The sequence below is a fragment of the Victivallis lenta genome, from assembly GCF_009695545.1.
GTDB lineage: Bacteria > Verrucomicrobiota > Lentisphaeria > Victivallales > Victivallaceae > Victivallis > Victivallis lenta.
This window is the reverse complement of record NZ_VUNS01000004.1, coordinates 156512-181406: the sequence shown is the minus strand read 5'-3', so window position 1 is coordinate 181406 and position 24895 is coordinate 156512. Positions and strand designations below refer to the sequence as shown.

The window sequence follows — 24895 nt, the reverse complement described above, 5'->3', positions numbered from 1 at the left end:
CGGTCCGTCCTTTCCTTTCAGAGTCCGAGATAGGGCCAGATCCGGGTGAAGTTCTCGTGCTTCTTGATTTCACCGGCCCGGAGTCCCTCGACATGGCCGTCCAGAAACACCATGTTTGCGATGCCGGAGTGGCGGAAGATCACCCGCTGGGGATCATCCCAGCCCGGATTGATGCAGACATACGGAGCCTGATCCGTGCTCCGGCCGCCCTTCGAGCTGTCCGCCACCAGGAAGACGGTCGATGCGGAGCGTTTCTCCTGCTTCATATTGTACCAGTCCTTCGAACGGAATCCGTAGATTTCGAACGGTTTGTCGTAGGTTCCCGGACGGTAGGCGGCTGCCGGGCAGCGATAGACGACCTGGTCGGAGTTCCTGCCGCTGAAGAGTCTGGCGTCGAGCAGATAGCGGTGCCAGTTCTTCGCATAGTCCGGCCCCATGCCGTCCGGCATCCAGCCGTCGGAGAAATCCGCATAGAGCAGCAGCGCCGTTCCGCACTGCTTGAGGTTCGAGACGCAGCGGCTCGATTTCGCCCGCGCCCGCGCCTGGTTCAGCGCGGGCAGCAGCATCGAGGCGAGGATCGCGATAATCGCAATGACGACTAATAATTCGATCAGCGTAAAATGTTTCCGGGCCATGAGATTATCTCCTTCTTAATGAAAACGGTGAAATACGCGGACAGGGTTACAGCGAATATTCGCAGGGACGGTCGGCGAGCGGACGGAACGGTGCTTCGACCGCGACATCGGGAAGGTGACGGACGCTTTCGCCGGGTTTGAAAACCGGCGGCACCACGGTCTGGTAGCCGCCGGACGGAAGTTCTCCCCCGAGAATTGCGAACGCCCGGTCCAGAATCTCCGGCAGCGGCTGCCGGATTGCGGTCAGTTTCGGGTCGAGTCCGTCCAGAAACGGCAGGCCGTCGAAGCTGATCAGGCTGACGTCCTCCGGAATTCGTCTGCCGGCGTCCTTCAGCGCGTCGAGGGCGCCCCAGCCGCTGTAGTCCGAAACGGCGAAGAGAGCGGTGATGTCGAGTCCCCGGCGCAGTTCCCGCTCCACGGCGCGGTAGGCGCAGTCGTAGCGGTTGGCGTCGCGGTCCACTTCCGCATCGATGATCACCGGCGCAATGCCGGCCAGTTCCAGCATCTCCGAAAATCCGATGGCGCGCTCCACGCACGGCCGGACCCGGGGTTCGCCGAACAGCAGGCCGATCCGGCGGTGGTTCCGCGACAGCAGGAGACTGGCCGCCATCGCGCCGCCGCGGCGGTTGTCGATGGTGACGCTGTGGACCGTGGTATTCAGATAGTCGTTGAACAGGACGAACGGTTTGCCCCGCAGCATCCGCAGCGCCGCGATCTGGTCGAGCGTGAACGGTTCGCTGACCGGAGCGTAGGCGACGGCGTCGCAGCATCCGCCCATCGAGCGCGCGGCGGCGAGAAACTCGTCGTGCGAGGTGACGGTCACGCTCGTGACTTTCCAGCCGCGGCGCGCCGCCTCCGCCTCGAGCCCCGCGGCCAGATACTCGCTGAAGCTGTTGCTCGGCGTACCGAAGTGCGGGCTGCGGAAATAGAGCAGCTTCCGGGCCAGGAACGGCTCCGCCAGCTCTCCGGCCCGTTCCGAAATATAGGTGCCGGAGCCCTGCCGCTGGCGGACGAAGCCCTCCTTTTCCAGCTCCGCCATGACCAGCCGCATCGTGCCGTAGCTGCAGCCGGCCAGCTCCGCGAGCCGCCGCGCGGTCGGGAGTTTCCGCTCCGCCGTTCCGAGTTCCTGCGCGATTCGGCCGACGACGTATCGCTTTGCCGACTCAAACAATTCTTTCCGGTTCATAAGATCCTGATTTTGTCAATAGTGCTAATGCGGATTTGCTCTTTAGCATTAATTATGACAAACTTCATGGGGAATGTCAAGCCTTCTGCTGCAAAAAAAGGGAAATTTATCAGGATGCCGCAGCCGGAAGAACGGAAATCATGATTTACAAAAAATGCGAATTTTTCGGAAACCCTGATTGAAAAACGTCCGTTCTCCATTATATTATTGATCGGAGTAACAGTTCGGAAATCGATATGAATCAGGGAAGCAGATGAGAAATCCGGAATTTGCGCTGATCGGCACCATCAATGCGCTGGGGAAGAAGATCCGCCGCTTCTGCGACCGCAACGCGGCCCGGCTCGGGCTGACCGGCACGCAGGGGCATGTGCTCTGCTTCATCTTCATCGTTTCCCAATGGCAGGATATTTATCAGAGAGACATCGAGGAGGAATTTGAAATCCGCCGTTCGACGGCAACCGGCATTTTGAAGCTGCTCGAGCGGGACGGCTTTATCGAGCGGGTCAGCGTGCCGGCCGACGCGCGGCTCAAGAAGATCGTCCTGACCCCCAAGGCGAAGGAGCTTCAGCCGCTGGTGATCCGGGAGGCGATGGCGGCGAATCAACTGCTCAGAAGCCGGTTGACGGATGAGGAGACGGCGACTTACATCCGCTTGAGCGAGCGGATCTGCGATACGATCACTTAGTCTGCAATCCCAAACCATCGACATTGAAAAGGAGCGGAAACGGAGAATTTGTATTTTCAGAGATATTGTTAGGTTTCTAGCATTCAGGAATCCATAAATAAAACCGAGGTATATTCAAATGAATCTCAGTGTAAGGAAAGCATTGACCGGGATTTTGTTCGGGGCGGCGCTTCTGCCGGCCTCCGGAACGCTCTCCGCCGCCGCGCCGCAGGCGCAGGCGCCGTCGGTCCGGGTTGAGGAAGTGACCATGATCGACCGGAGCGAACCGAAAACCTATGTCGGAACCGTCGCCGCCGCCGATACGGTGAACATTGTGGCCCGGGTCTCCGGCACGATGGAGAAAGCGCCGTTCAAAGAGGGCAGCATGGTCAGGAAAGGCGACCTGCTTTTCGAGATCGAAGATACGATCTATGCGGCCAACGTCCGCTCCGCCAAATCGGTCCTGGCCCAGATGGAGGCCGAATATGCGTTCGCCCAGAAGGAGTACGAACGTTACCAGAAGCTGATCGAGACGCAGGCGACCGCCCAGACGACTTACGACAGCTCGCTGCGCACGCTGAAATCCTACGAGGCGAAAATCGAGGAGGCGAAAGCGGATCTGATCCGCGCGGAAAACGATCTTTCCTATACGAAGATCTACTCGCCGCTCGACGGCCGGATCGGTTCGAACATCTACAGCGAAGGCAATTACATCACGCCGGAAACGGGGACGCTGGCGACGATCGTCCGCTACGATCCGGTGAAGATCAAGTTCTCGATGAGCGAGGCCGACTTCTTCCGCCATTTCGGCAACGGCAACCAGAGCAAATCGGAACTTCAGATCTCCCGCGCCGACGGGCAGCCGTTCAAGCACGAGGCCAGGCTCGACTTCATCGACAACCGGGTCGATTCGAATACCGGCACGCTGATGCTTCAGTTCGAGGCTCCGAATCCGGAGATGGAGCTGATTCCCGGCGGTTACGTCACGGTGAAATTCACCGAGAAGTTCGAGAAGCCGCTCCCGTCGGTCAACGTCGCGGCCCTGATGACCGACGGCAAGGATCATTTCGTCTATGTCGTCGGCAAGGATAACAAGGTCGAAAAGCGCAAGATCGTCACCGGCAGCCAGATCTACGACCGGCAGGCCGTTCTTTCCGGCCTCGCGGCCGGCGAGCGGGTCATCACGGGCGGGCTTCACAAGGCCGCGCCGGGACAGACGGTCAGCCCGGTCGGCTTGGCCGAACCCGGCAAGTAAAGGGGGCACTCCATGTTTTCAGCACTTTTCATCAAACGCCCGAAGTTCGCGATCGTCATTTCGCTGTTCTTCGTGCTGGCCGGATCGGTCTGCATGTTCCGGCTGCCGATTGCGGAGTATCCCGAAGTGTCGCCGCCGACCATCGTGGTCATGGCCACTTATCCCGGCGCGAGCGCGCAGGTCATCGCCGACACGGTCGCGGCGCCGCTGGAAGCCGAAGTCAACGGCATCGAGGATCTGGTCTACTACTCGTCGACCTCGGATAACTCCGGCAACTACTCGCTGACGCTGACCTTCAAGTCGGAGGCCGACGACGATATGGCGTACGTCAACGTCAACAACGCCGTCAAGCGCGCCGAGCACTCGCTGCCGACCGAGGTGGTCAACAACGGATTGACCGTCTACAAACGGTCGAGCGACATCCTCGGCATGGTGGCGGTCACCAGCACGAACCCGGAGCACACGCCGCTCTTCATCAGCAACTACGTCGCAATCCACATGCGCGACCCGATTTCGCGCATCGACGGCGTCGGCCAGGCGATCGTGTTCACCGACATGACGTACAGCATGCGCATCTGGCTGAACCCGAATAAAATGCGTGCGCTCGGAATCACCAATGCCGATATTTCGGAGGCGGTTTCAAGCCAGAACGTGCAGGCCGCGACCGGTTCTGTCGGAACCGAGTTCGCCAGCGACTACATGCAGTTCAAGATCGACACGAAGGGGCGGCTTCAGGAGCCGGCCGAATTCGAGAACATCATCATCAAGACCGGCGATGACGGCCGGATCGTCCGGCTGAAGGACGTGGCCCGGGTCGAGCTCGGCTCCGAGAACTACACCGGCATCGCCCACTTCGACGACAGGCCGACCGTGCCGCTCGCCATCTTCAAGCTCAGCGACGCGAACGCGCTCGAAGTGCTTTCGGCCGTCAAGGCGGAGCTGGAAAACCTCGAGAAGAACTTCCCGGAAGGGATGGAATGGACGCTCGGCTACGACTCGACCAACTTCGTCCGGGTCACGATGGAGGAGATCGTCATGACTCTGGTCATGACCTTCATCCTCGTGGTTGCGATCACCTGGCTCTTTCTGCAGGACTGGCGCGCGACGATCGTGCCTTCGGTCACCATTCCGGTTTCGCTGATCGGCACCTTCATCTTCCTTGACCTGCTCGGCATGAGCATCAACACGTTGTCGATGTTCGCGCTGATCCTGGTCATCGGGTCGGTGGTGGACGATGCGATCTGCGTGACCGAAAGCTGTGTGCGGATGATTCAGGAGGAGCATCTCTCCCCGTTCGACGCTGCGATGAAAACCATGCAGCAGCTCACCGGCGCGCTGATTGCAACCACGCTCGTGGTCGTGGCGGTTTATGCGCCGATCGCATTTTACGGCGGAATGGTCGGCAAGATCTACATGCAGTTCGCGGTCACGATGTGCATCGCGCTGATCCTTTCGACGGTGAACGCCCTGACGCTTTCCCCCGCCCTCTGCGCGCTCGTGCTGCGGCCGCAGAAAGAGCCGCGCGGCCTCTACCGCTGGTTCAACATCGGGCTGAACTGGACCCGGAACGGCTATCTCGGCTTCGCCAAACTGATGGTTCGCCGCATGGCCCTGACGCTCGTGCTCTTCGCGGCGATTCTGTCGGCGAACTACTTCGTCTACCGGGAACTCCCCGGCGCGTTCCTGCCGGATGAGGACAAGGGCGCGCTCTTCTGCGAGGTCGTTCTTCCGCCCGGCGCGTCGCTGCCGCGGACCGAAGCGGCGCTCAGCGAAGTCGCCGAAATCGCCAGGCAGCTGCCGGGCGTGGACCATGTGCTCTCCGTCCCGGGCCGCAGCATGACCGCGGGTCAGGGCGAAAACCTCGGCATGGCGATCGTCACGCTGAAGGATTGGAGCGAACGGAAGGAACCTGCGCTTCAGATCAAGGCGATCCAGAGCGAGCTGACCAAACGCTGCGCGGTGCTGCCCGATGCGCAGGTCACCGCCTTTGCGCCGCCCGCGATCCCGGGGCTCGGCGCCACCGGCGGCGTCTCGTTCGCTTTCCAGGCGACCGGCGACCAGAACTCGCAGGAGCTGTCGCAGGCGACGCAGAATCTGCTCGGCAAAATCATGCAGAGCGGCAAGGCGATCTACGCTTTCACCTCGTTCGATGCGAATACGCCGATGCTGCACCTCGACATCGATCGTGACAAGGCCGAAGCGATGAAGGTTCCGATCAGCGCGATTTTCTCGACGCTGCAGAGCCAGCTCGGTTCGATCTACATCAACGACTTCAACAAATACGGCAAGACCTACAAGGTTAAGATGCAGTCCTCCGAGGATTTCCGCCGGAATTTGAACATCGTGAGCCAGCTCTACGTGCCGAGCTCGACCGGAGCGCTTGTGCCGCTCGACGCACTGGCGACGGTGCGCTGGACGCTCGGACCGCGCCAGACGGAGCGTTTCAACATGTTCCCGTCCGCCAGCGTGAACACGCAGGGTGTGCCGTTCTTCAGTTCCGGGCAGATGATGAACCTCGTGCAGAATATCGTGGATACGGAGTTCTCGCACGACTATCAGCTCAGCTGGACCGATATGAGTTATCAGGAGAGCCAGAACGAGGGTATGATCCTCTATCTGATGGTGCTGGCGCTCACCTTCGCCTATCTGTTCCTCGTGGCGCAGTACGAGAGCTGGACGATGCCGATTTCGGTGATTCTGTCGGTCGGCACGGCGACGCTCGGCGGGCTGCTCGCCCTGTGGATCTTCCAGATGAGCTTCAACATCTACTGCCAGCTCGGGCTCCTGATGCTGATCGGGCTGACCGCCAAGACCGCGATCCTGATGGTCGAATATTCGAAGCAGGAGCGCGACGCCGGGCAGTCGGTCAGCGATGCCGCCCTGAACGGCATGCGGCTCCGGTTCCGTTCGGTCATGATGACCGCGCTTTCGTTCGTGATCGGCGTGTTCCCGATGGTTTTCGCCTCGGGCGCCGGGGCGGGCAGCCGGCAGGCGATCGGTATTACGACCTTCTGGGGCATGCTGGTGGCGACGATCGTCGGCATGATGTTCATCCCGGGCCTCTACGCTGCATTCCAGCGTATTGCGGAGGCAACCGTCCGTTTCTTCGGCAAAAAAGCCTGACGCAGCCGTTTTGACGTGATGCGTCACCAGGCTCGGAGGGGGCATTTCGCCCTTCTCCGGGCCTTCTTTTTTCTCCCGGAAAATGGTCCGCCGCGCTTTTGCGGGAGAAAGGGGGCGTTTTTTTCCGGCGGCCGCCGCGCTTTCTGCGGGGAGGGAGGTGCGTTGTGCTCTTTGCCGGTTTTTTTGTGTGCGCACAGCCGGGAGCGTTTTTTTTGCTGGATTTTCATTTAAATCATGATATACTCTTCCTGTTGTGATAAATCTGTGTGCGGTATTTCGTGAATCTGTGCACATCCGGTATACTATTGGCAGAACGACAGGAAAGCGGCATTGAAATGAAAACTCTGGAACAATCGGAAGAGCTGTACCGCAGGCTGTGCGCCGAGGTGCGGCGTTTTACGCCGGGTGCGCGGTTTCATACCGTCCGGCATATCATCGACAGTTTCGACACGAGCCGGCGTGTCGTAGACGCGGCGCTTGAGCGCATGGAGCGCAAGGGGATCGTCGAACGGCGTTCGCGCAGCGGAATCTTCGTGCGCTCCGGCAGTTCCTGCCGGAAAATCGTCCACTTCTATCCGGACTGGCCGAGCGAGGAGTGCAAGGGGCGTACCGAGCGGTTTCGCGCCGTCTTCGAAAAGCTCGACAACTATGAATTTGCGGGGCTTCCGTTCAATTACCAGCACGAGCTGCTGCCGATCCTGAAAAGGGCCGATGCCGACGCGGTTCTCGTTGACTGGCCGGCGCGTCCGATCCGGCCGGATGAAATCGCGGAGCTCGCGATGTTCCGCAACCTTGTCGTCGTCATGGGGCGCGACCTGCGCGACGCATCGATCAACTGCGTTTTCAGTGATACCGGATACTCGGCGCTGCTCACCGTCAACTGCTTCGTCCGCAACGGACACCGCAAGCTTGCAATGCTTCAGGCCGAGCCGTCGGTCGGCGGCAACGCCTATTATCGTCAGAATCTGCTGCTCTATGCGAAGCTGTGCGGCTGCGAAATCATCGACATCGACTGCCATGCCGTCGACGGCGATTACGCGCCGGAGCAGGCGTATTCGGTTCTTACCGGTTATCTCGACCGGAACGGCTGCCCGTTCACCGGTCTTGTCGTAAACAGCGGCCTGGCCGCGAAGGGGGCGCTTCTGGCTCTGGCCGAGCACGGAATCGACGTCCCCGGAGAGGTCAGCGTCATCGGTGTCGGCAGCGGAGAGGCGGCCAGGCTCTTCAATCCGCCGGTGACGGTGGTGCAGGGATTGCAGGAGGAGAATCGGATTGCGGCGGGAGTGGACCGTCATTTCCGCGACCCGCAGTCCGGCCTCATCGCGATTCCTTCACGCGCCGTTCTCGAACTCCGGAAATCCGTCAGAAACATCAACCGAGAGGAACTCTCATGAAAAGGACATCTTTCTTCACCCTGATCGAACTCCTGGTCGTGATCGCGATCATCGCGATCCTCGCCGCCATGCTGCTGCCCGCGCTGAACCAGGCGCGCGAGCGAGGCCGTTCAGCCTCCTGCATGAACAACCTCAAGCAGATGCACTTCGGCTACGTCATTTACGCCGAAACCTACAACGACCTCATACCGGCGATCCTGACCGGACGAGGCACTTCGGGAGAACGTTACTGGGACAAGGTCATGGCGCCGATTCTCGAACAGGTCGCCGAGGAGGATTACGATTACCACACGCTGAAACGCCGTTACAACTGCCCGTCTGCCGTCCGCAACGCCGACACGATGGGCGGCACGCTCGTACAGGTCAACGTGCCGGGCAATGCGGACCGGTACTGGAAGTACGGCCGGCTGCGCCGCCCGTCGATCCAGCCGCAGAACGGAGACTCGATGGCGCTTCAGGAGGGCAACGTCTGGTATTCGCGCTTTATCTGCACGATCGACAAGCAGGTCCCGGAAGGGCGGCACAACGGCGGAGCGAACATTCTGTTCGCGGACGGCCACACTGATTTCGGCCGCTGCGTCGACGTGCAGACCACCTGGAACGGCACGAGCCTCGGCTGGCCGCGTTTCCGCGAAGTCTCCTGGTACACCGGCGAAGCGGGAGTCGCGCGGTGATCCGGGCCGGGCGTTTTCTTGCGGCGGCGGCCGCATTCTGCGCGCTTTCGCTCTCCGCTTTCGAATGGGAACTGCCGGGCCGGGCGTGGACGAAGGTCGATCCGCCCGGCGTCTGGAGCTTCTGCTCCGCGCCGCGCGGGAAGAGTCCGGCGGAGTGGCGGACGCTTGAACAGAAGGATGTCAATACGTTCGAAAACCGGCTTATGTTTTCCGAAGCGGACGGCGATGCGTGGGGCGTTCCCGCCGTGCGCGTGCAGAAATTCCAGTTGCCGGGCGAGCAGATTCTCGAGCTTCTGACCGGACCGTCATCCGATCCGGCGGTCGTCTACGAGTGCATGGCCGCCGGGGAGCTTGCCTATGAAGTGGCGGTCACCGACCCGGCGCCGGTTCCGGGGCCGGGAGCGGACGGCAACGCGATGTTCCGGGTCTCCCGGATCGACGCCGCCGGAAGGGAGGCCGTGCTTGATGAGTTCACATTTCGCGGCAGCTCCGGCCTGATCCGCTCCGGCGCGCTTGCCGTCCGGCCGGGCGACCGGATCGCGTTCCGCAAGACCGCGACGCTGGCCGACGACTTCGGGCGCCGGGTCTGCCGTGCGGCGGTCCGGGTGGCGTTGAATGGCGTGCCGGGCCGTTCCGGGCTTTGGGGCGCGGCCGTTCCGGCCGGGCGGGTCCTGCTTGAAGAGTACGTCCCGGTCCCGGAGCGGGAGGAAGAGGGGGCGTTCCGCTTCGATTTCGGGCGGACGAAGGAAAAGGCGCTTCCTGCCGCGACGGTCCGGCGGGCGGGCGAGGGGATTTATGAGATCACTGCCCGCGCCGAAAAGAACGGTTCCTGCGCTTACGGTTCCGGGGATATCGTGCTGCTTTATCCGGTCCCCGCCGCCGGGAATTACCGGGTGGCGGTCGAGGCCGCGAACGCCGGACTCGATGTGAAGGGCGGCGACGGCGGCAGCTTGAGCGTTTCGATCCTGCCGCCCGGAGCCGGTTCCGACGCGGCGGCCGTGTTCCGGCTCGCCGTTCCGGCCAGCCGGGAGGGGGAACCGCCGCGCGTTGCGGGGGAACGGATTCTGAAGCTGAAGGCGGACGACCGGGTCGCGCTCCGGCTGAACGCCCGTGTCGACGGTTACGCCGATTTGTTCCGCATCCGGTTCTCGGTCGAACCTGCCGGGGAAGAGGGGGAGGAGCCTCCTGCCGCAACGCCGGAATCGGTGCTGCCGCAGCTGACCGCGGAACGGTGCGCTCCGGGCGTGCCGATGCGGAAGGGGCTGTTCTGGCTCGGCGCGGACGGCGCGTGGGTGGCCGGACCGCACACGAAGGAGGCGATCGACCTTATCTCGAAGTTCATTCCGGAACTTGCGGTGATCGGCGTCACCTCGCGCCCGGACCTGCTGCCGGAGCCGTCGTTTTTCCGGGAACGCGGCATTCCGGCGCTGGTTCAGAATTTCGGCGTCGGCTACGAACCGTACTGGCGGTACATGGGCGCCTTCGAGTGGGACTACAACGGGCGCTGCCATGCGGAAAAAAGCTTTGTCGCTCTCTCCGGAATGGCGCATGCCGCCGCGCTGCCGCATCCGGCGGTGCGGGAGGCGTTCGACCGGCTGGTGCGCGCAAGCGTCCGGCGCGGCTACACCGGCTGCGGTTTCAACGACATGGTCTGGCACTGGGGGCCGGGGCGCGGCGCGAGCGGCTACAATCCGGAGACGCTCCGGGCATTCCGGCAGAGCCTGAAAGGGGAGGACGAGGGATTTCTGCTCGGCTGGGGGAACCGTGCTCCGCGCCGCTGGTTCTTCCGCGACTATGTCCGCTACTATCTCGGCGCCGAGCCCCGGCCGGAGAATTTCGGCTTCAAAAGCTGGGACGGATACCGCCCGCTCCTGAAGCCCGAGGCCGATGCGCGGCGGAAGGCCGGGAAGGATGTCACCGCCGAAGGCATGCTGCTCGATCTGCTGGTTCATTACGAGTGGCTGAAGGCGGCCGACCGGCTCGGGCGCGCCGCGAAGGAGGAGGGCGGCTTCTTCCAGGTGCTGCCGAATCCGGAGGATCTGGCGAACGGCAACGATTTCCTGTTTCTCGCCGGGCTGGCGAATGTCGGCGGGCGGACCGAGGAGTATTTTCAAAGCCCGCTTTTCATGAACGGCGCCTACTTCCGTTTCCCTTATTTCCGTGACCGTACCTCCGGCGATACCGAGACCGGCGTTGTGCTCGAGGCCGGGGCCGGCGGCAACGGCGCGCCGTACTATACCGCCGAAATGAGCCTGAAACTCGCGTATGAAATTACGCTGGCGACCCGCGCCGACCACCTGGAGGGAGATTTCTGGTGGGGGTTCGACCGTTCTCCGGCCGAGTGTGCGCAGGAGGAGCTGGTCCGCAACCGCTACGGCGCGATTCTCGCCTACGGGCTCGGTTTCCGCTATGCGCGGGAGGATGGCCGCTTCGAACGGCTCGCGCCGGATTTCGTTTCGATCACTTCGCGGCGGCTCTTTCGTCCGTGGGGGACAAGGTACTGCCCGTGGAACTGGCGGCTCGATACGGAGTTTTCTCCGGACCGGAGTCTGGCCCGGCTCGGCTACGTGTTTTCCGGGCAGGGAGAGGAGAGTTTGCAGGAGCCGGAATTCCGGGCCGGAACCGTGTTTTTCTCCGCTTCTCCCGCAACGGAGTCGGGGTGGCGGAACTTCATGGCGCTGCTGGAGTCCGGACGCATTGCGAACGGCGTCGTCATGGCCGGGGCGCTGCGGCGCAGGATCGGCGGCTCCATGCGTCCGGAGCCGTTTCTGGAGCTCCGGGAGGTCGGCGCCGCTTCGGGCGCGCTGAAGGATGCGGCCGGCGTGGTGCTGGCGGAGAACGTATCGGTCCGGAAGCTTTATGAACCGCCCGCCGGATATGAGACGGAATTCTCCGTCGGCGGCCGTCCGGTCGTGGTGAGCCGCCGGGCCGGAAAGGGGAAGCTCTGGATGCTGCTGTTCACGCCGGTTCCTGAAACGGCGGAGGGCCGGAGCGGGGACGCGGCGGCGGGCGATGCGGTTTACCGGGCGCTTCCGGCGAAGCTCGGCGTGTCGCCGCACTGGGAGAGCCGGGACCCGGTTGAGGCGCGGCTTTACCGCGCTCCCGATGGAACGCTGCTGGTCTCGGCCATGCGGCACGACCGGTTGGCGGAGACGGCGGACGGCGGCGTCTATCCGGCGGATGCGCCCGGCGGCGCATCGCTGCGGCTCCGGCTCGAACCGGGGCGCGAGTACGGCTTCGTGACCTTCCCGGAGCTTCGGCGCGGCGTCGTGAAGGCCGGAGCGGACGGTATGACCCGGCTCGACCTCGGCCGTTCGTCCTATGAATTGTTCTACGTCGTATCGGCGGAAGGGGCCGATGCGCTGGCGGAAAAATGTGCCGCCCGCGCCGCGGAGTTCCGCCGGGCGATGACGCTCGACGGACAACTGGAAATTCCGGCGCGATGAACCGGCTTTCGGCGGAGTCCGGCTTGAAATCGGTTCCGGTTATGATATACTATAAACCGGAATCGATGCAATGGTCACCGGAATGCAGGGAAGGGCCGAGATGCCGGAACTGAAAATTCTGCTGGGCGGGATTCCGCTCGGCTGCGACAACATCGGCGACGAGGCGATCCTCGGCTGTTTCACCTCACTCGTGAGGCGGCTGGCCCCCCGCGCCGAAATCACCGTCTGCACGGCGGCGGAGGAAGATACCGCCGCGCTGCTCGGCGTGAAGACCGCTCCGCTCTACGGGTTCACCCGCGAGCACCCGGTTTCGTCGTTCGGCCGCTTCGTGCGTAAATTCGACCGTTACATCTGGTGCGGCGCGACCGGACTTTCCGACTATCCCGCCGTGGGAGCCGGGCTGCTCGAGGCGGCGCAGAAACAGCGCGTCGAATGCGTGGTCTGGGGCGTGGGCATGAATTCGGAGCTGAATCCGGCCTTTTTCTCCATTGCCGGAATGCGGCGGAAGCTGCTGCGTGCGGCCGAGCTCCTGACGTTCGGCCGGGTGCCGTTCATCGACCGCTGCGAAGCGCGGCTGGACAGTCGCATGCGGCAGCGTCTCGCCGCGGCCCTGAAGGGATGTTCTCTCGTGGTGGTGCGCGATCCCCAGACTGCGGAGGAACTCCGGCGCAGCGGGTTCGATTCCGCCGTGGTCGGGGCCGATTCGGCGATCCTGCAGCGGACCGGCAAAATTCCGCTGGTGGACAGGGAACAGGTGCGGATCGGCTTTTGCGTTTCGGCGCAGCGCAGCATCGGGCAGCGCGCCGAACTGCTGGCGCTCTGGAACCGGTTGACCGGGCGCGAAAATTACCGGCTGGTGCTGATCCCGATGAATCCGAAGACCGATTCCGCGCTTATGCGCGGCCTCGCTTCCGGTCTTGAACACCCGGAGCGGGCGATCCTGCTCAATGTGACGCGCCCGGCCGAGGCGCAGGCCGCGGCGGCGAGCTGCCGGGTCGTCGTCAGCAGCCGGCTGCATCTGCTGATTCTGGCGGCCAATGTCGGGACGCCGATCATCGGCATCGACCGGGGCAGCAAGATCGCGAATTTCCTCGCGGCATTCGGCCTCGCCCCGGCCGGCAGTGTGGACGACTGCGATTTTTCGGCGGTGGAGCGGGGCGTCGAAGCGTATCTGGCCGACGGCGGCGACGCGTTCCGCCGCGCGGCGGAAGCGGCTCGCGACCGGATGCTGGCCCGGCTTGCCGCCGCCGAGCAGCTTCTTGAGGCGAATCTGACCGGCGGAGCGTGACGCTCCGGCCCGGGGTTCAGGCGATGATCGAATTCGAACCGGCGCGGCGTGGCGGCGCCGCCCCGTCCGGACTGCCGCCCGGTTCGTACACCTGCAGCCGGTCGGCGGTTTCGGAGGGAGAGGCGCGGTATTCGCCCGGCGTCACGCCGTGAAACAGCCGGAAGGCGCGCGTAAAATAATTCGCTTCGCGGAAACCGGTCCTCGCCGCCACCTCCGAGATATTGAAATACGGATTCAGCAGCAGGAGCCGGGCCTGGCGCATCCGCACAGCCGTCAGGTAGTTCAGGGGGCCGACTCCGAAGCTGCGGCGGAACAGGCTGTTCAGGTGGCTCTGGCTGACGCCGGAACGTTCGGCAAGTTCCGACACGGCAATCGGTTCCATATAATGCTTCTCGATATGGGCGACCGCGGCCCGGACGCCGGGGTGGAGAGTGCGCCGGTTGTCGCTCTGCTGCTCAAGCAGCGTCAGCCGGGCCCAGATCGCGGCGAGCAGAGCCGAACCCTGCTCGGCGGAGTACGGAATGTTGAGCTCCAGCAGGTTTGCGAACCACTGCCGGATCAGCGCGTCGTTCCCGGTTTCGACCGTGCGCAGTTCCGTGCTGAATTCGCTGCCGGCCATCTCCATGACGGCGTAAAACGTTTCGCACTCCGGCGAATTGCTCTGCTGATGGGCAAGTTCGGGCGGCGTGACCAGGACGGTTCCGGGGCCGCCCTTCAGCGTGACGCCGTTGTCGAACGCGGTTTCGCAGGAGCCCGCCGTCACCAGCACAAGCTCGGCTCCCCGATGCGAATGGTGCGGATTCGGCAAATTGTCGTGATAGTGCCCGGCATAGGAAAAAACAATTTCGCCATTCATGCTTCCGATTCCCTGCTGCTGATTATGAATCGTCGTTTTGTGCTACTATATCATCATTTTCTTTCGGTGTCAAGGGTTGACTTTTCATTGAATATTCACTATACTTTAAAACAGGCAGCAACCTGAAACGATACAACTTTCGAGGCGGAAAATGAAAGTACGGTACCATTTTTTCACATTGATCGAACTTCTGGTCGTTATTGCGATCATCGCGATTCTGGCGTCGATGCTGATGCCGGCTTTGAACAAGGCGCGTTCCGCCGCACGCAAGACGACCTGTACCGGAAATCTGAAACAGATTTTCACGGGACTGGCGATGTATGCGTCCGACTACACGATGTATCCGGCCGCATGCCCGACGAAACATGCGCAGAGTGCGAACCAGCATTTCTGGTATTTCAAGGTCGCACCGTATGTCGGGGACAGCCGGAAGGTCAGCGGGGAAGACTGGAACATGGCGGCGGCGATCCGCCAGCACGGTGTATTCAACTGCCCGGAGGTCAGGCGGGCGACGATGGATGACAACTCCTATGCCATGAACAACTTCGGGCCGCCGGTCCGGGTGCTGGGCATGAACGGCTTCGTTCTCGGCAGCGGTGTGGATTCGGATACCTCCTGTTACTACGTCCGCCCCGAGTCGCGTTGCTCGCGTGGCGTGGCGGATCAGCCGGCGCCGACCAACTCCCGCATCGCTTTCGTCGCCGAGCTCGGATTTTCGGAGGATTCACCGACACGGATCGTCCGGCAGCCCAACTTCCGTTCCGGTTATGACCTGAACTCCACGGCCGCATGCAATGGCGAGGAGGGGGTCACCGCTGCTTTCCGTCATTCGATGCGGAAGAATGTCCTCTGGCTTGACGGCCATGTGGAAGACGTCGGCCGCGGCCAGATCAACTGGTACACCGTGAACCCGTAAAGGCGAGGAGAGTGAAGAATGAAGCTGACGATCTCAATCCTGCTGCTGGCAGCCTTCGCCGTCCTGCTGCGGGCGGATTCTCCGGCGGTCCAGCCGTGGTCGGCCGGGCTGAACCGGGCCGGCCGGTTCCGCCCGAACACGTCCGGCCGGATGAGCGTGGAGTACGACCGGGAGGCGAAGGCGGTCCGCTGTTCCGCCGAACGGAACGGCGCGGCCGATTTCTGGGTCTACCCGCAGATCGACCTGAAGGCATCCGAATCGTTCGCCCATGCCGGAAAGCTGCGGTTTGAGATTCAGGCGGATGCGGCGACCGTGCGGGACGGAATCAATTGCGCGTTCGTGCAGATCTCCCCGGGGGCCGAGATCCCGTTCCCTGTTCCGGGCACGGAGTGGAGAACGGTCGAAGTCGACTTGTCCGGGCGGACGCTCGATAAAGCGAAGGTGCTGCGGATCGGCATCAACCCGAAAGGCGATCGCGCCGTGTTCCGGCTGCGGAATATCCAGGTCGAGGTTCCGGCCGCGTTTGCGGCGAAAATCGCGGCGTCTCCGGTTCCGGTCGCCTCCGCCGTGGAGGCGGCGGCGCCCGGTACGGTGTTCCATGTCGGCCAGCCGGTCGAGCTTCGGCTGAAGGAGGGTGTTTGCCTTCCGGAAACCTACGAGATCACCTCGATCGACGGTGAAACCGTCGCTTCCGGCAGCTGGCCGGAGAGCGGCGCACTGACCTTGCCGAACCCCGGCATCGGCTATTATGCGCTGACGCTGGCCGGGAACGGAGTCGACTGGCAGGGGCGGCGCACGTTCGCCGTCGTCGCCGATCCGGCCTCATACCGGCGGAATCCGCAGAGCTTCTTTTCGGTGGACAGCGCGCAGAGCTGGCTGGCCGCGCCCGATTATACCGGTCCGCTGCTTTCGGGCGACGCATATGAGACGGTGAGCGAGCTTTGCCGGCTCGGCGGTTTCGGCAGCGTCCGCGAACGGATCTCGTGGGGACAGTGCGAACCGCGTCCCGGCGAGTACGCCTGGGGCAAATATGCGGTCAACGCGAAGCTTCTGGCGGAACGCGGAATCGGCATCGCAAGCACGTTCCACGATGCGCCGGCGCGGACGCGGACGGTTTCGCGGAAACTGCCGGACGATCTTCTGGCGCTCTACCGCTTCTCCGAGGCGCTGGCCCGGGAGTTCGAGGGGAAAATCGGCGCCTGGGAGTTCTGGAACGAGCCGGACGGCGGTTTCGCCTCCGAATCGGCCTGGGATTTCGCGGCCGCCCAGAAGGCGGCTTATCTCGGGTTCAAGGCCGGGGCTCCGTCGGTCAAGGTCATGCAGGGCGGTTTCTGCCTGCATCCGCTGATTCCGTATTACCAGACCTTTTTCGACAACGATGCGGCGGGGTATTTCGACATCCTGAGCTTTCACACCTACCGGCCGGTGGCGAATTACCCGGTCATGGTGCGCGACATCCGAGATATGCTGGCCCGGAACGGAGCCGCCGGGAAACCGCTCTGGTTCACGGAGAGCGGCACCGATTCGGAGGGGAACGGCGAAGAGGCTTCTCCGGTTCCGGGGCTTCGGGCCCATTCGCCGCAGCAGGAGCTGATGGTGGCCGAGTTCATTCCGAAGTCGGCGCTCACGCTGCAGGCCGCCGGGGTGGACCGCAACTTCTTTTTTGTCCTGCCGCCGGTCAACGAGCGCGGCGGCGCGAAGGTGTGGGGGCTGCTGCGCCGCGATTATACGGTGGAGCCGGGATTCCTTGCGATAGCCGCCCTGAATCGTGTGCTCGGGAACGCGGTCTGCCTCGGTTCACTCGATCCGGCTCCGTCGGTCCGCGGCGTCCTGTACCGCCGGCCGGACGGGGAAAAGACATTGGCTTTCTGGGCGGTGTCTCCCCGCGACGGCGAAGCGAAGGCCGCGACTCCGCCCGGAACCATATCGATTCCGGTCCGTTCCGGCAGCTGCACGGTGACCGATATCTGGGGGAGATCGAAGCAGCAGGAGAGCCGGGACGGCCGCCTGGAACTGCCGGTTTCGGCGATGACGGCCTATGTGACCGGCGATCTGGCATTGGAACCGTCCGTTCCCGTGCCGCCGAAAGGGGAATCCTCCGCCGCGTTTGCGGAGCGGGAGCTCGCCGTCGTCCTCAAGGCGGACCTTTCGAACGATTTCCGGCTGCTGCCCGGGAAAAACGCGGCCGACCTGCCCGGAAAGAGCGGCAGGCTGACGTTGCATGTGTTCAATTTGAGCGGCAGGACGAAAAACGGCCGCATCGCCGTGAAGGGCGGAACGCTGACCGGGCTCCCGGAGAGGGTGGAGATTCCGCCCTTCGCATCGGTCTCCTTCGAGGCGGAATATACGCCGGCTTATTCCGACGGCGCCTTCGAATCGGCGCTCGAATTCGGCGGCGTGTTCGACGGCCGGGAGATCACGCGCCTGACTGTTCCGCTGATCTGCAGTTCCCGGCTGGCGGAGGTCGGCGTCGAGCTTGAAATACCGACCGATCCGGCGCGGTGGCGGAGCAACGCCGGCGGTGCGATGACGATCGGTTACGACCGTGCCGAACGCGCCGTGGAGTTCAAAGTCCGCTTTGAACCGCAGGACGGGCGCTGGATCTACCCGGAGCTGCCGCTCGAACTGCCGAGGGAGTCGCTGGCGGGCGCGGCCGGCATCTCGTATGAGATCTGCGCCGTTGCGGACAAGCCCGGTTACGACCTCTCGTACCTGATGGCGGTTACGGAGGATGAGGCGGGCCGGAAGAACGACGTCCATCTGCGCACCGAGCCGCCGGCGGAGAAGTGGGGGACGCGCTTTGTGCCGCTTGACGGCGTTGCGCTCGAGCGGGTCCGCACGCTGCGGATCGGCTTCAACCCGAAGGGGGCGGAAGTCACTTACTGGATTCGCAACGTGAAGATCGTCCGCCGCCCCTGAGCGCTGCGGAGAAACGAGTTGTCGCGTCCGCCCTCTTTACGGCACTTCGGCGAGGGTCTCCGCATGGTCGGGCCAGAGGCAGTTGAAAAGCCTCGGGCTCTCCGCCGGGTCTCCGAAACTGCCGTAGAGGTTCGCTTCGTCTCCCGCAGCGAACTGCTCGGCGGCGACATGGCCGTCCGCGCGGGAGACGTTTGCTTTCCGCGCGTGGCGGAAGCCGACGGTTCCGTAGGTGTTTCCCATGCCTTCGCCGTGCGGACAGAGCTGCGGGCCGGTCGCATTTCTGCTGATCTGGCTGTCGCCGAACATGACCGCCTGCGACGGATTCCGGATCGAACCGGGCCGGGTGATGCCGTTGCTGATCTGCCCGAGGTAATATTTCGCGGTCGAATATCTGCGGCTGGCGTAGCCGTACCCGCCGGAGGAGGCCATGCGCGACAGGTCGCCGGTGTCGAGCCCGGCGGTCAGAGCGAGGGTCGGGCAGATGATGGCGCGCGCGGCCCGGCCGTAATAGGGGTAGAGCGGCCCGGCCGTGTAGTCGTATTTCCTGGCGCCGGGGTCCATTCCGCCCGAGACGTTCGCCCCGTACCAGTAGATGGTCGACGCTTTGTCCGCCCGGATTTTGACGAAAACGCCGAAGTCATTGCTGTACAGTATATTCGCGGCCGTCAATTGCCGGAGGCCGCCGGCGCACGTGGCGGTCCTGCCGCTTTCCCGCGCCCGCGAAAGTGCCGGCAGCAGCATACCGGCCAGGATCGCGATGACCGCGATCGTGACAAGCAGTTCGATGAGTGTGAAAGACCTTTTCATGGAGCGGCAGCAGCTTCCGTACGGTTTTGAAGCAGATAACATACCGCGGAAAGCGGGATTTTTCAAGGCGGATGCGGGAAGAGGAGGGCGGAGACGGCATTTTTCCCGCCGTAGCCGCTTCTTCGGCGCGGTTCTCCGCCGCATGCTTCGGGCCGCTCCGGTATTTTCCGGCGGAGAAACTTGAAAAAAGCCGGATCGGTGTTACTTTAGAAAAGTTGTTTTTGGTTTGGAAACAGGGAAGAAAGGGGTGCCGATGAAGCCGTTTTTCGTATTTTCGGGGCAGGGGGCGCAAGCCGTCGGAATGGGCAAGGACCTGGTGGAAGCATTTCCCGCGGCGAAAGCCCGGTTCGAGGAGGCGGACGCTGTGCTCGGCTATGACCAGAGCTCGATCATCTTCGACGGTCCGGCCGAAAAGCTGACCGAGAGCCGTTACTGCCAGCCCGCGATCTATACGATGAGCTGTGCGGCGCTGGATGCGTTCCGGGAGAAGTTCCCGGAGGTGAAGCCGGTCGCCTGCGCCGGGCTCAGTCTCGGTGAATACGGCGCCCTTTATGCGGGCGGCGCCTTCCGTTTCGCTGAAGGGCTGAAGCTGCTCGCGCAGCGCGCCGAGCTCATGGACCGCGCCTGCCGCTCGACCTCGGGCGGAATGGCCTCGGTGCTCTCCGGCGATCCGGAGGTCATCCGGGAGGTCTGCGCCGCCTGCGGCATCGACGTGGCGAACTTCAACAGCCCCGGCCAGATCGTGATTTCGGGCGAAAAGGAGAAGCTTGCGGAGGCGGTCGAGGAACTGAAGAACCGCGGCATGCGCAAGGTGATCGTCCTCAATGTGGCCGGCGCGTTCCACTCCCGGCTCATGGCTCCGGCCGGCGAGGCGCTGAAACCGGTTCTCGAGGCGGCGCCGATGACGGTTCCGGCTGTTCCGGTCTACCACAATTATACGGCCGCTCCGGCGAAGGACGTCGCGGAGCTCAGGGCGAACCTGGCTGCGCAGGTCGCGGGCTCGGTGCGCTGGGAGGAGTGCGTGCGCGCCATGGTCGCGGCGGGCGGAGACGCCATGATCGAATTCGGCCCCGGCAACGTGCTGACCGGGCTGCTGCGCCGGACGCTGCCCGATGTGCCGTACTTCAATGTCAACAGCGTGGAGTCGCTCGACTCGCTCGCTCTCTGAGGGAACCGGGCCGCGGCGGGCGAACGGCCGCCGCGCGCCTGCGGGAGAATAAATTCAGGCATCAATCCAAAGGAAAGGGATTCATCGATGAGTTGTGAAAAGCGTTTGGAGGGCAAGGTCGCCCTGGTTACCGGCGGTGCCCGCGGCATCGGCAAAGCGATTTCGGCCCGTCTCGCGGCGGAAGGCGCGAAACTGGCGATTGTCGATATCATGCTCGACGTGGCGCAGGCCACGGCCGACGAGTTCAGCGCGCAGGGGATCGAGGCCCGCGCCTATGCGGCGAACGTCGCGAAATTCGAGGACGCTGAAAACACGGTCGCGGCGGTGGTCAGGGACTTCGGCCGCCTCGATATCCTGGTCAACAACGCCGGCATCACGAAGGATACGCTGATGCTGAAGATGACCGAAGATATGTGGGACGCCGTCATCGCGGTGAATTTGAAGGGAACCTTCAATTTCACGAAGGCGGCAGTCCGCCCGATGATGAAGCAGCGCGCCGGCAAGATCGTGAACATCGCGTCGGTTGTCGGTCGCATGGGCAACGTCGGGCAGGCGAACTACTCGGCTTCGAAGGCGGGCGTCATTGCGCTGGCCAAGACCACGGCGAAGGAGTTCGCGACCCGGAACATCCAGGTCAACGCGGTCGCGCCGGGCTTCATCGAAACCGCGATGACCGAGAAGCTTCCGCAGGAGGCGCGCGATGCGTTCCTGACGGTGATCCCGGCCAGGCGCGGCGGCCGGCCGGAGGATGTGGCGAACGTGGTCTACTTCCTCTGCTCGCCCGACTCGGATTACGTGACCGGGCAGGTCATCAATGTCGACGGCGGCATGTTGATGTGATTTTGAGCTGTTTCCCCGCTCTTTTTCGGGTGGGGAAATGCAAAAAATCTGAAATATTTCAAGAATTGAATTTGACATTTGCCGTGCCCGGGGGCATATTAAGCCAATGATATGCTGAGACGAAAATGAATAAACGGCATTGCACGGTAAAGAGAATAACCTAACGAAAAAGGGGATTGAAAATGTCTTCTGTTGCTGACAAAGTGAAGAAAATCGTCGTCGAACAGCTCGGGGTTTCCGAGGATCAGGTTACGCCGGAAGCGAAGTTCATCGAAGACCTCGGCGCCGACTCCCTCGATCAGGTCGAGCTCGTGATGGCGCTGGAAGAAGAATTCGGCTCCGAGATTCCGGATGAAGATGCCGAGAAGCTGACCACCGTCGGCGATGCGATCAAGTACGTCGAAGGCAAGAGCCAGGAGTAAATCCTCTTTGCCCGCACGGTTCCTGAGCTGGAAAGGCCTGGCCGGTGCGTAAGACAGTGCGCAGGCACTCGAAAAACGGGCCACTTTTCGTAATCCATACGCAAGGTGGTCCTGTTTTCTGTTAAGAACATCCGGCGGCCAGATTCCGCGGTGAGTGAAGGAGTAGCAAGGACGATATGAACAACAGACGTGTTGTAGTTACCGGATACGGCGTGATTTCGTGCGTCGGCAACAACGTTCCGGATTTCTGGGACGCTTTGATCAACGGCCGGTGCGGGATCGGGAAGATCACCCGGTTCGACGCCTCGGAATACCGGACGCAGATCGCCGGGGAGGTCAAGGATTTCGATTTCAGCGGATACATGAATCCGAAGGACGCGAAGCGTCTCGACCTCTTCTGCCAGTATGCGATCGCCGCCTCCGACGAAGCCATGGCGACCGCCGGGCTGCCGAAAGACCTGCGGGGCAGCGAAATCGATCCGAACCGCGTCGGCGTGATCGTGTCGAGCGGGATCGGCGGCCTTGCGACCATGAGCGATCAGGACCGGGTGCTGCTCGAACGCGGCCCGGGCCGCATCTCTCCGTTCCTGATTCCGATGATGATCGGCGACATCGCTTCGGGCAACATTTCGATGCGTTACGGCGCGGGCGGCCCGAATATGGGGCTGGTCACCGCCTGCTCGACGGGCACCCATTCGATCGGGGAATCGTTCTGGGCGATCAAGCGTGACGACGCGGACATCATGATCTGCGGCGGAACCGAAGCGACGATCGTTCCGCTCGGCGTGGCCGGGTTCTGCGCGCTGAAGGCGCTGAGCACCCGCAACGACGACCCGCAGCACGCGAGCCGTCCGTTCGACCTGAACCGCGACGGATTCGTCATGAGCGAGGGTGCGGGGGTCATGATCCTCGAAGAGTACGAGCACGCGAAGAAGCGCGGCGCGACGATCCTGGCCGAGCTGGTCGGCTACGGCGCGACCGGCGATGCGCATCATATCACCGCGCCGCATCCGGAAGGCGAGGGCATGGCCCGCGCGCTGCAGGTTGCGCTGCGTCATGCCGGGCTGAATCCGGAGGATATCGATTACATCAACGCCCACGGCACCAGCACCGAGCTGAACGACAAGTTCGAGACGATGGCGCTGAAGTCGGTGCTGAAGGAACATGCCGGCAAGGTGTCGGTCAGCAGCACGAAGGGAGCGACCGGCCACGGCCTCGGCGCGGCCGGCGGCCTCGAGTCGATCGTCTGCGTGAAGACGATCGAGACCGGAATCATCGCCCCGACGATCAATTACGAGACGCCGGACCCGGCCTGCGATCTGGACGTCACACCGAACAAGGCGAAGGAACGCAACGTGAAGGTCGCGGTGAACCAGAACCTCGGGTTCGGCGGCCACAACGGAGTGCTGATCTTCCGCAAATTCGAATAGTCGGCAGCTTCGCAGAAGCAGAAAGCCGTTTCCGCCGGTCCGGCGGGGCGGCTTTTTCCGTTTTTTTTGCGGAAACACTTCCGGCCAGGTTGTTTTTGAGAAAAAATGGGATATATTTTAGAAAAGTGTCTGAAGGCGGTGCCGGCCGGAGAAACGGCAATTGCCGGATCAATGTTTTATACTCGTTTTTTTTGATAGGAGGCGGAGTTATGAAAGCTTTTGCAGTCGGTTTGAGTGGCGCGGTTCTGCTGGCCCTGGCCGCCGGTTGTCAGCCGCAGCTGGCCGAAGTCGAGCTGGGTGATGCGGAAGTGCAGTGGAATGCGATCGTCAGCGAAAGTTATCCGGGGTTCCGTCCGCCCCGCACCGCCCCGCCGGCGATCAAGGACAAGAATACCCCGCTGCAGTCGGTGGTCCCGGTTGTGGAGCAGCCGGCGTCTCCCGCCGTTGAAGAGACGGTCGAGGCGGAAGAGGTGGTGACGGAGATTCCGGCTGCGGGAGAAGCGGCCGAGGACCCGGCCGCCGTCGAAACGGTGAACGACGGGCTCGTGCTTGAACCGGCCGCGGAGGATGCGGAAGGCGCTGTCGCCGTTCCGGCCGCGGACAAAGGCGCCGCACCGGCAAAGACGCCTGCCGCTCCTGCGGTCAAATATACGGAATATGTGGTGAAGCCCGGAGATTCGCTCTCCGTCATCGCGAAGAAATTCTACAAGGACGGACGGCTTTTCGATCGGATCTACGAGGCGAACAAGGACGTGATCAAGAATCCGAACCGGTTGCCGCTGGGGCTGAAAATCCGGATTCCCCAGCTGTAATTGATTCGACAACAGGAAGGGCAGCCTGGCCCTCCGGAACGGCGCGGCCCGGGTACGGTTCCCGTGGCCGCGTTTTTCTGAATAACACGGTTATCGATGGTGGAGAGCAAATATTATTTCGACAATGGTCTCTCCTGGCATGTCGCCTGTGCCGGGGATGAGGTGAAGTCGCTGCGCACGCTCGAAAAGCTGTTCGGGGTGCATCTTGTCGCGCGCGAAAACTGGGTTCAGATCAGCGGGGAGGAGGACGCGGTTGCGCGGGCTTCCGCTTTCTTCGACGAGCTTTCGCATTTTTACCAGATTCGCCGGAAGCAGCTGGAAACGCGTGATTTCGAATTCCTCTGCCGGTCGTTTCGCGACCGCAGCGAGGGGGACATCCGGGAGCTCATGAAGGAGCGGATCGATGTCAGCCCGAAAAAGCGCGAAGTGCTGCCGCGTTCGCGGCGCCAGCTTGAATATGTCCGGGCGATCCGCCGGCTCGATGTCGTGTTCGGCATCGGTCCGGCCGGTACCGGCAAAACCTATCTGGCGATGGCGCTGGCCGTCTCGGAATTCCTGAAAGGCAATGTGAGCCGGATCGTGCTGACGCGGCCGGCGCGTGAGTCGGGCGAGAACCTCGGGTTCCTGCCCGGCAGCCTCGAGGAGAAGATCATGCCGTATCTGCGGCCGCTTTATGACGCGCTTTACGACATGATGAGTTTCGACGAGGTGTCGGCTCTGATCGAGCGCGGCGTGATCGAAGTCGCTCCGCTGGCGTTCATGCGCGGGCGGACGCTGAACAATGCGTTCATCATTCTCGATGAGGCGCAGAACACGACGGTTGAGCAGATGCTGATGTTCCTGACCCGCATGGGGTTCAATTCGCGCTGCGTGATCACCGGCGACCCGTCGCAGTCGGACCTGACCGGGCGGGAGCGCTCCGGGCTGCTTCATGCGATCGACACGCTGCGGAGCGTGGAGGAGATCGGTTTCGTCTTTTTCGATACCCGCGACGTCGTGCGGCATGCGCTGCTCGAAAAGATCATCCTCGCCTACAACGGCACGGGACAGGAGAGCTGAC

Annotated in this window: 19 protein-coding genes; 15 read left to right on the top strand and 4 right to left on the bottom strand. The window is 62.8% G+C overall.

Annotated features, from left to right (window positions below):
* Positions 1–17: 17 nt before the first annotated feature.
* Together FYJ85_RS05905 and FYJ85_RS05900 are read right to left on the bottom strand one after the other, a co-directional pair.
* Positions 18–635: a prepilin-type N-terminal cleavage/methylation domain-containing protein gene (locus tag FYJ85_RS05905; protein ID WP_106054493.1), complete on the bottom strand. Its 618-nt coding sequence runs from the start codon at positions 633–635 to the stop codon at positions 18–20.
* Between the two features lie 46 nt (positions 636–681).
* Positions 682–1821: a substrate-binding domain-containing protein gene (locus tag FYJ85_RS05900; RefSeq protein ID WP_106054494.1), complete on the bottom strand. Its 1140-nt coding sequence runs from the start codon at positions 1819–1821 to the stop codon at positions 682–684.
* 253 nt (positions 1822–2074) lie between these two features.
* On the opposite strand from FYJ85_RS05900, the gene FYJ85_RS05895 reads away from it, so the two are divergent.
* From FYJ85_RS05895 to FYJ85_RS05865, 7 genes are all read left to right on the top strand, one after another.
* Complete coding sequence (locus tag FYJ85_RS05895; protein ID WP_106054495.1) at positions 2075–2506, top strand: MarR family winged helix-turn-helix transcriptional regulator; 432 nt, start codon at positions 2075–2077, stop codon at positions 2504–2506.
* A gap of 118 nt (positions 2507–2624) precedes the next feature.
* Positions 2625–3740 (top strand): efflux RND transporter periplasmic adaptor subunit, encoded by a 1116-nt coding sequence (locus FYJ85_RS05890; protein ID WP_106054496.1) that lies wholly within the window; start codon positions 2625–2627, stop codon positions 3738–3740.
* A gap of 12 nt (positions 3741–3752) precedes the next feature.
* Positions 3753–6863, top strand: a complete 3111-nt coding sequence (locus FYJ85_RS05885; protein WP_106054497.1) for an efflux RND transporter permease subunit — start codon at positions 3753–3755, stop codon at positions 6861–6863.
* 335 nt (positions 6864–7198) lie between these two features.
* On the top strand, positions 7199–8257 hold the full coding sequence (locus tag FYJ85_RS05880; protein WP_106054498.1) for a substrate-binding domain-containing protein: 1059 nt from the start codon (positions 7199–7201) through the stop codon (positions 8255–8257).
* Complete coding sequence (locus FYJ85_RS05875; RefSeq protein WP_106054499.1) at positions 8254–8931, top strand: DUF1559 family PulG-like putative transporter; 678 nt, start codon at positions 8254–8256, stop codon at positions 8929–8931. The genes FYJ85_RS05880 and FYJ85_RS05875 overlap by 4 nt, the downstream gene beginning before the upstream one ends.
* The gene (locus tag FYJ85_RS05870) at positions 8928–12377 is read left to right on the top strand and encodes a hypothetical protein (protein WP_154417262.1); all 3450 of its coding nucleotides are present in this window, start codon (positions 8928–8930) and stop codon (positions 12375–12377) included. The genes FYJ85_RS05875 and FYJ85_RS05870 overlap by 4 nt, the downstream gene beginning before the upstream one ends.
* Before the next feature lie 100 nt (positions 12378–12477).
* A complete protein-coding gene (locus FYJ85_RS05865) occupies positions 12478–13665 on the top strand; it encodes a polysaccharide pyruvyl transferase family protein (protein ID WP_158704171.1) in 1188 nt (395 codons plus the stop codon).
* Positions 13666–13681: 16 nt separating this feature from the next.
* Here the strand turns inward: FYJ85_RS05865 and FYJ85_RS05860 are convergent, their stop codons facing one another.
* Positions 13682–14521 (bottom strand): helix-turn-helix domain-containing protein, encoded by an 840-nt coding sequence (locus FYJ85_RS05860; RefSeq protein ID WP_154417261.1) that lies wholly within the window; start codon positions 14519–14521, stop codon positions 13682–13684.
* A 151-nt stretch (positions 14522–14672) separates the two neighbouring features.
* Between FYJ85_RS05860 and FYJ85_RS05855 the strand changes: the two genes are divergently transcribed.
* Entirely contained in the window at positions 14673–15437 is a 765-nt protein-coding gene (locus FYJ85_RS05855) for a DUF1559 family PulG-like putative transporter (RefSeq protein WP_154417368.1), read from the top strand.
* An 18-nt stretch (positions 15438–15455) separates the two neighbouring features.
* Positions 15456–18356 carry a glycosyl hydrolase gene (locus FYJ85_RS05850; protein ID WP_154417260.1) on the top strand — a complete coding sequence of 967 codons (2901 nt, stop codon included), beginning with the start codon at positions 15456–15458 and terminating at the stop codon, positions 18354–18356.
* Between the two features lie 36 nt (positions 18357–18392).
* On the opposite strand, the gene FYJ85_RS05845 is transcribed toward FYJ85_RS05850, so the two are convergent.
* Positions 18393–19163 (bottom strand): type II secretion system protein, encoded by a 771-nt coding sequence (locus tag FYJ85_RS05845; RefSeq protein WP_206212989.1) that lies wholly within the window; start codon positions 19161–19163, stop codon positions 18393–18395.
* 253 nt (positions 19164–19416) lie between these two features.
* On the opposite strand from FYJ85_RS05845, the gene fabD reads away from it, so the two are divergent.
* The 6 genes from fabD to FYJ85_RS05815 all read left to right on the top strand — a co-directional run bounded on the left by fabD (position 19417) and on the right by FYJ85_RS05815 (position 24894).
* Positions 19417–20331: an ACP S-malonyltransferase gene (fabD, locus tag FYJ85_RS05840; protein WP_154417258.1), complete on the top strand. Its 915-nt coding sequence runs from the start codon at positions 19417–19419 to the stop codon at positions 20329–20331.
* Between the two features lie 87 nt (positions 20332–20418).
* Positions 20419–21171: a 3-oxoacyl-[acyl-carrier-protein] reductase gene (gene fabG, locus FYJ85_RS05835; RefSeq protein WP_154417257.1), complete on the top strand. Its 753-nt coding sequence runs from the start codon at positions 20419–20421 to the stop codon at positions 21169–21171.
* A gap of 182 nt (positions 21172–21353) precedes the next feature.
* Positions 21354–21593, top strand: coding sequence for an acyl carrier protein (locus FYJ85_RS05830; protein ID WP_106054508.1), 240 nt, complete (start codon positions 21354–21356; stop codon positions 21591–21593).
* A gap of 176 nt (positions 21594–21769) precedes the next feature.
* Positions 21770–23023, top strand: a complete 1254-nt coding sequence (fabF, locus tag FYJ85_RS05825) for a beta-ketoacyl-ACP synthase II (protein WP_106054509.1) — start codon at positions 21770–21772, stop codon at positions 23021–23023.
* Positions 23024–23232: 209 nt separating this feature from the next.
* On the top strand, positions 23233–23835 hold the full coding sequence (locus FYJ85_RS22965; protein WP_206212988.1) for a LysM peptidoglycan-binding domain-containing protein: 603 nt from the start codon (positions 23233–23235) through the stop codon (positions 23833–23835).
* 96 nt (positions 23836–23931) lie between these two features.
* Positions 23932–24894, top strand: coding sequence for a PhoH family protein (locus tag FYJ85_RS05815; RefSeq protein ID WP_106054510.1), 963 nt, complete (start codon positions 23932–23934; stop codon positions 24892–24894).
* Position 24895: the final 1 nt, after the last annotated feature.

Excerpts from the sequence above, each read along its gene's own strand:
- FYJ85_RS05905 (WP_106054493.1), bottom strand. The coding sequence starts at position 635 with ATGGCCCGGAAACATTTTACGCTGATCGAATTATTAGTCGTCATTGCG.
- FYJ85_RS05900 (WP_106054494.1), bottom strand. The coding sequence starts at position 1,821 with ATGAACCGGAAAGAATTGTTTGAGTCGGCAAAGCGATACGTCGTCGGC.
- FYJ85_RS05895 (WP_106054495.1), top strand. The coding sequence starts at position 2,075 with ATGAGAAATCCGGAATTTGCGCTGATCGGCACCATCAATGCGCTGGGG.
- FYJ85_RS05890 (WP_106054496.1), top strand. The coding sequence starts at position 2,625 with ATGAATCTCAGTGTAAGGAAAGCATTGACCGGGATTTTGTTCGGGGCG.
- FYJ85_RS05885 (WP_106054497.1), top strand. The coding sequence starts at position 3,753 with ATGTTTTCAGCACTTTTCATCAAACGCCCGAAGTTCGCGATCGTCATT.
- FYJ85_RS05880 (WP_106054498.1), top strand. The coding sequence starts at position 7,199 with ATGAAAACTCTGGAACAATCGGAAGAGCTGTACCGCAGGCTGTGCGCC.
- FYJ85_RS05875 (WP_106054499.1), top strand. The coding sequence starts at position 8,254 with ATGAAAAGGACATCTTTCTTCACCCTGATCGAACTCCTGGTCGTGATC.
- FYJ85_RS05865 (WP_158704171.1), top strand. The coding sequence starts at position 12,478 with ATGCCGGAACTGAAAATTCTGCTGGGCGGGATTCCGCTCGGCTGCGAC.
- FYJ85_RS05860 (WP_154417261.1), bottom strand. The coding sequence starts at position 14,521 with ATGAATGGCGAAATTGTTTTTTCCTATGCCGGGCACTATCACGACAAT.
- FYJ85_RS05855 (WP_154417368.1), top strand. The coding sequence starts at position 14,673 with ATGAAAGTACGGTACCATTTTTTCACATTGATCGAACTTCTGGTCGTT.
- FYJ85_RS05850 (WP_154417260.1), top strand. The coding sequence starts at position 15,456 with ATGAAGCTGACGATCTCAATCCTGCTGCTGGCAGCCTTCGCCGTCCTG.
- FYJ85_RS05845 (WP_206212989.1), bottom strand. The coding sequence starts at position 19,163 with ATGAAAAGGTCTTTCACACTCATCGAACTGCTTGTCACGATCGCGGTC.
- fabD (WP_154417258.1), top strand. The coding sequence starts at position 19,417 with ATGAAGCCGTTTTTCGTATTTTCGGGGCAGGGGGCGCAAGCCGTCGGA.
- fabG (WP_154417257.1), top strand. The coding sequence starts at position 20,419 with ATGAGTTGTGAAAAGCGTTTGGAGGGCAAGGTCGCCCTGGTTACCGGC.
- FYJ85_RS05830 (WP_106054508.1), top strand. The coding sequence starts at position 21,354 with ATGTCTTCTGTTGCTGACAAAGTGAAGAAAATCGTCGTCGAACAGCTC.
- fabF (WP_106054509.1), top strand. The coding sequence starts at position 21,770 with ATGAACAACAGACGTGTTGTAGTTACCGGATACGGCGTGATTTCGTGC.
- FYJ85_RS22965 (WP_206212988.1), top strand. The coding sequence starts at position 23,233 with ATGAAAGCTTTTGCAGTCGGTTTGAGTGGCGCGGTTCTGCTGGCCCTG.
- FYJ85_RS05815 (WP_106054510.1), top strand. The coding sequence starts at position 23,932 with ATGGTGGAGAGCAAATATTATTTCGACAATGGTCTCTCCTGGCATGTC.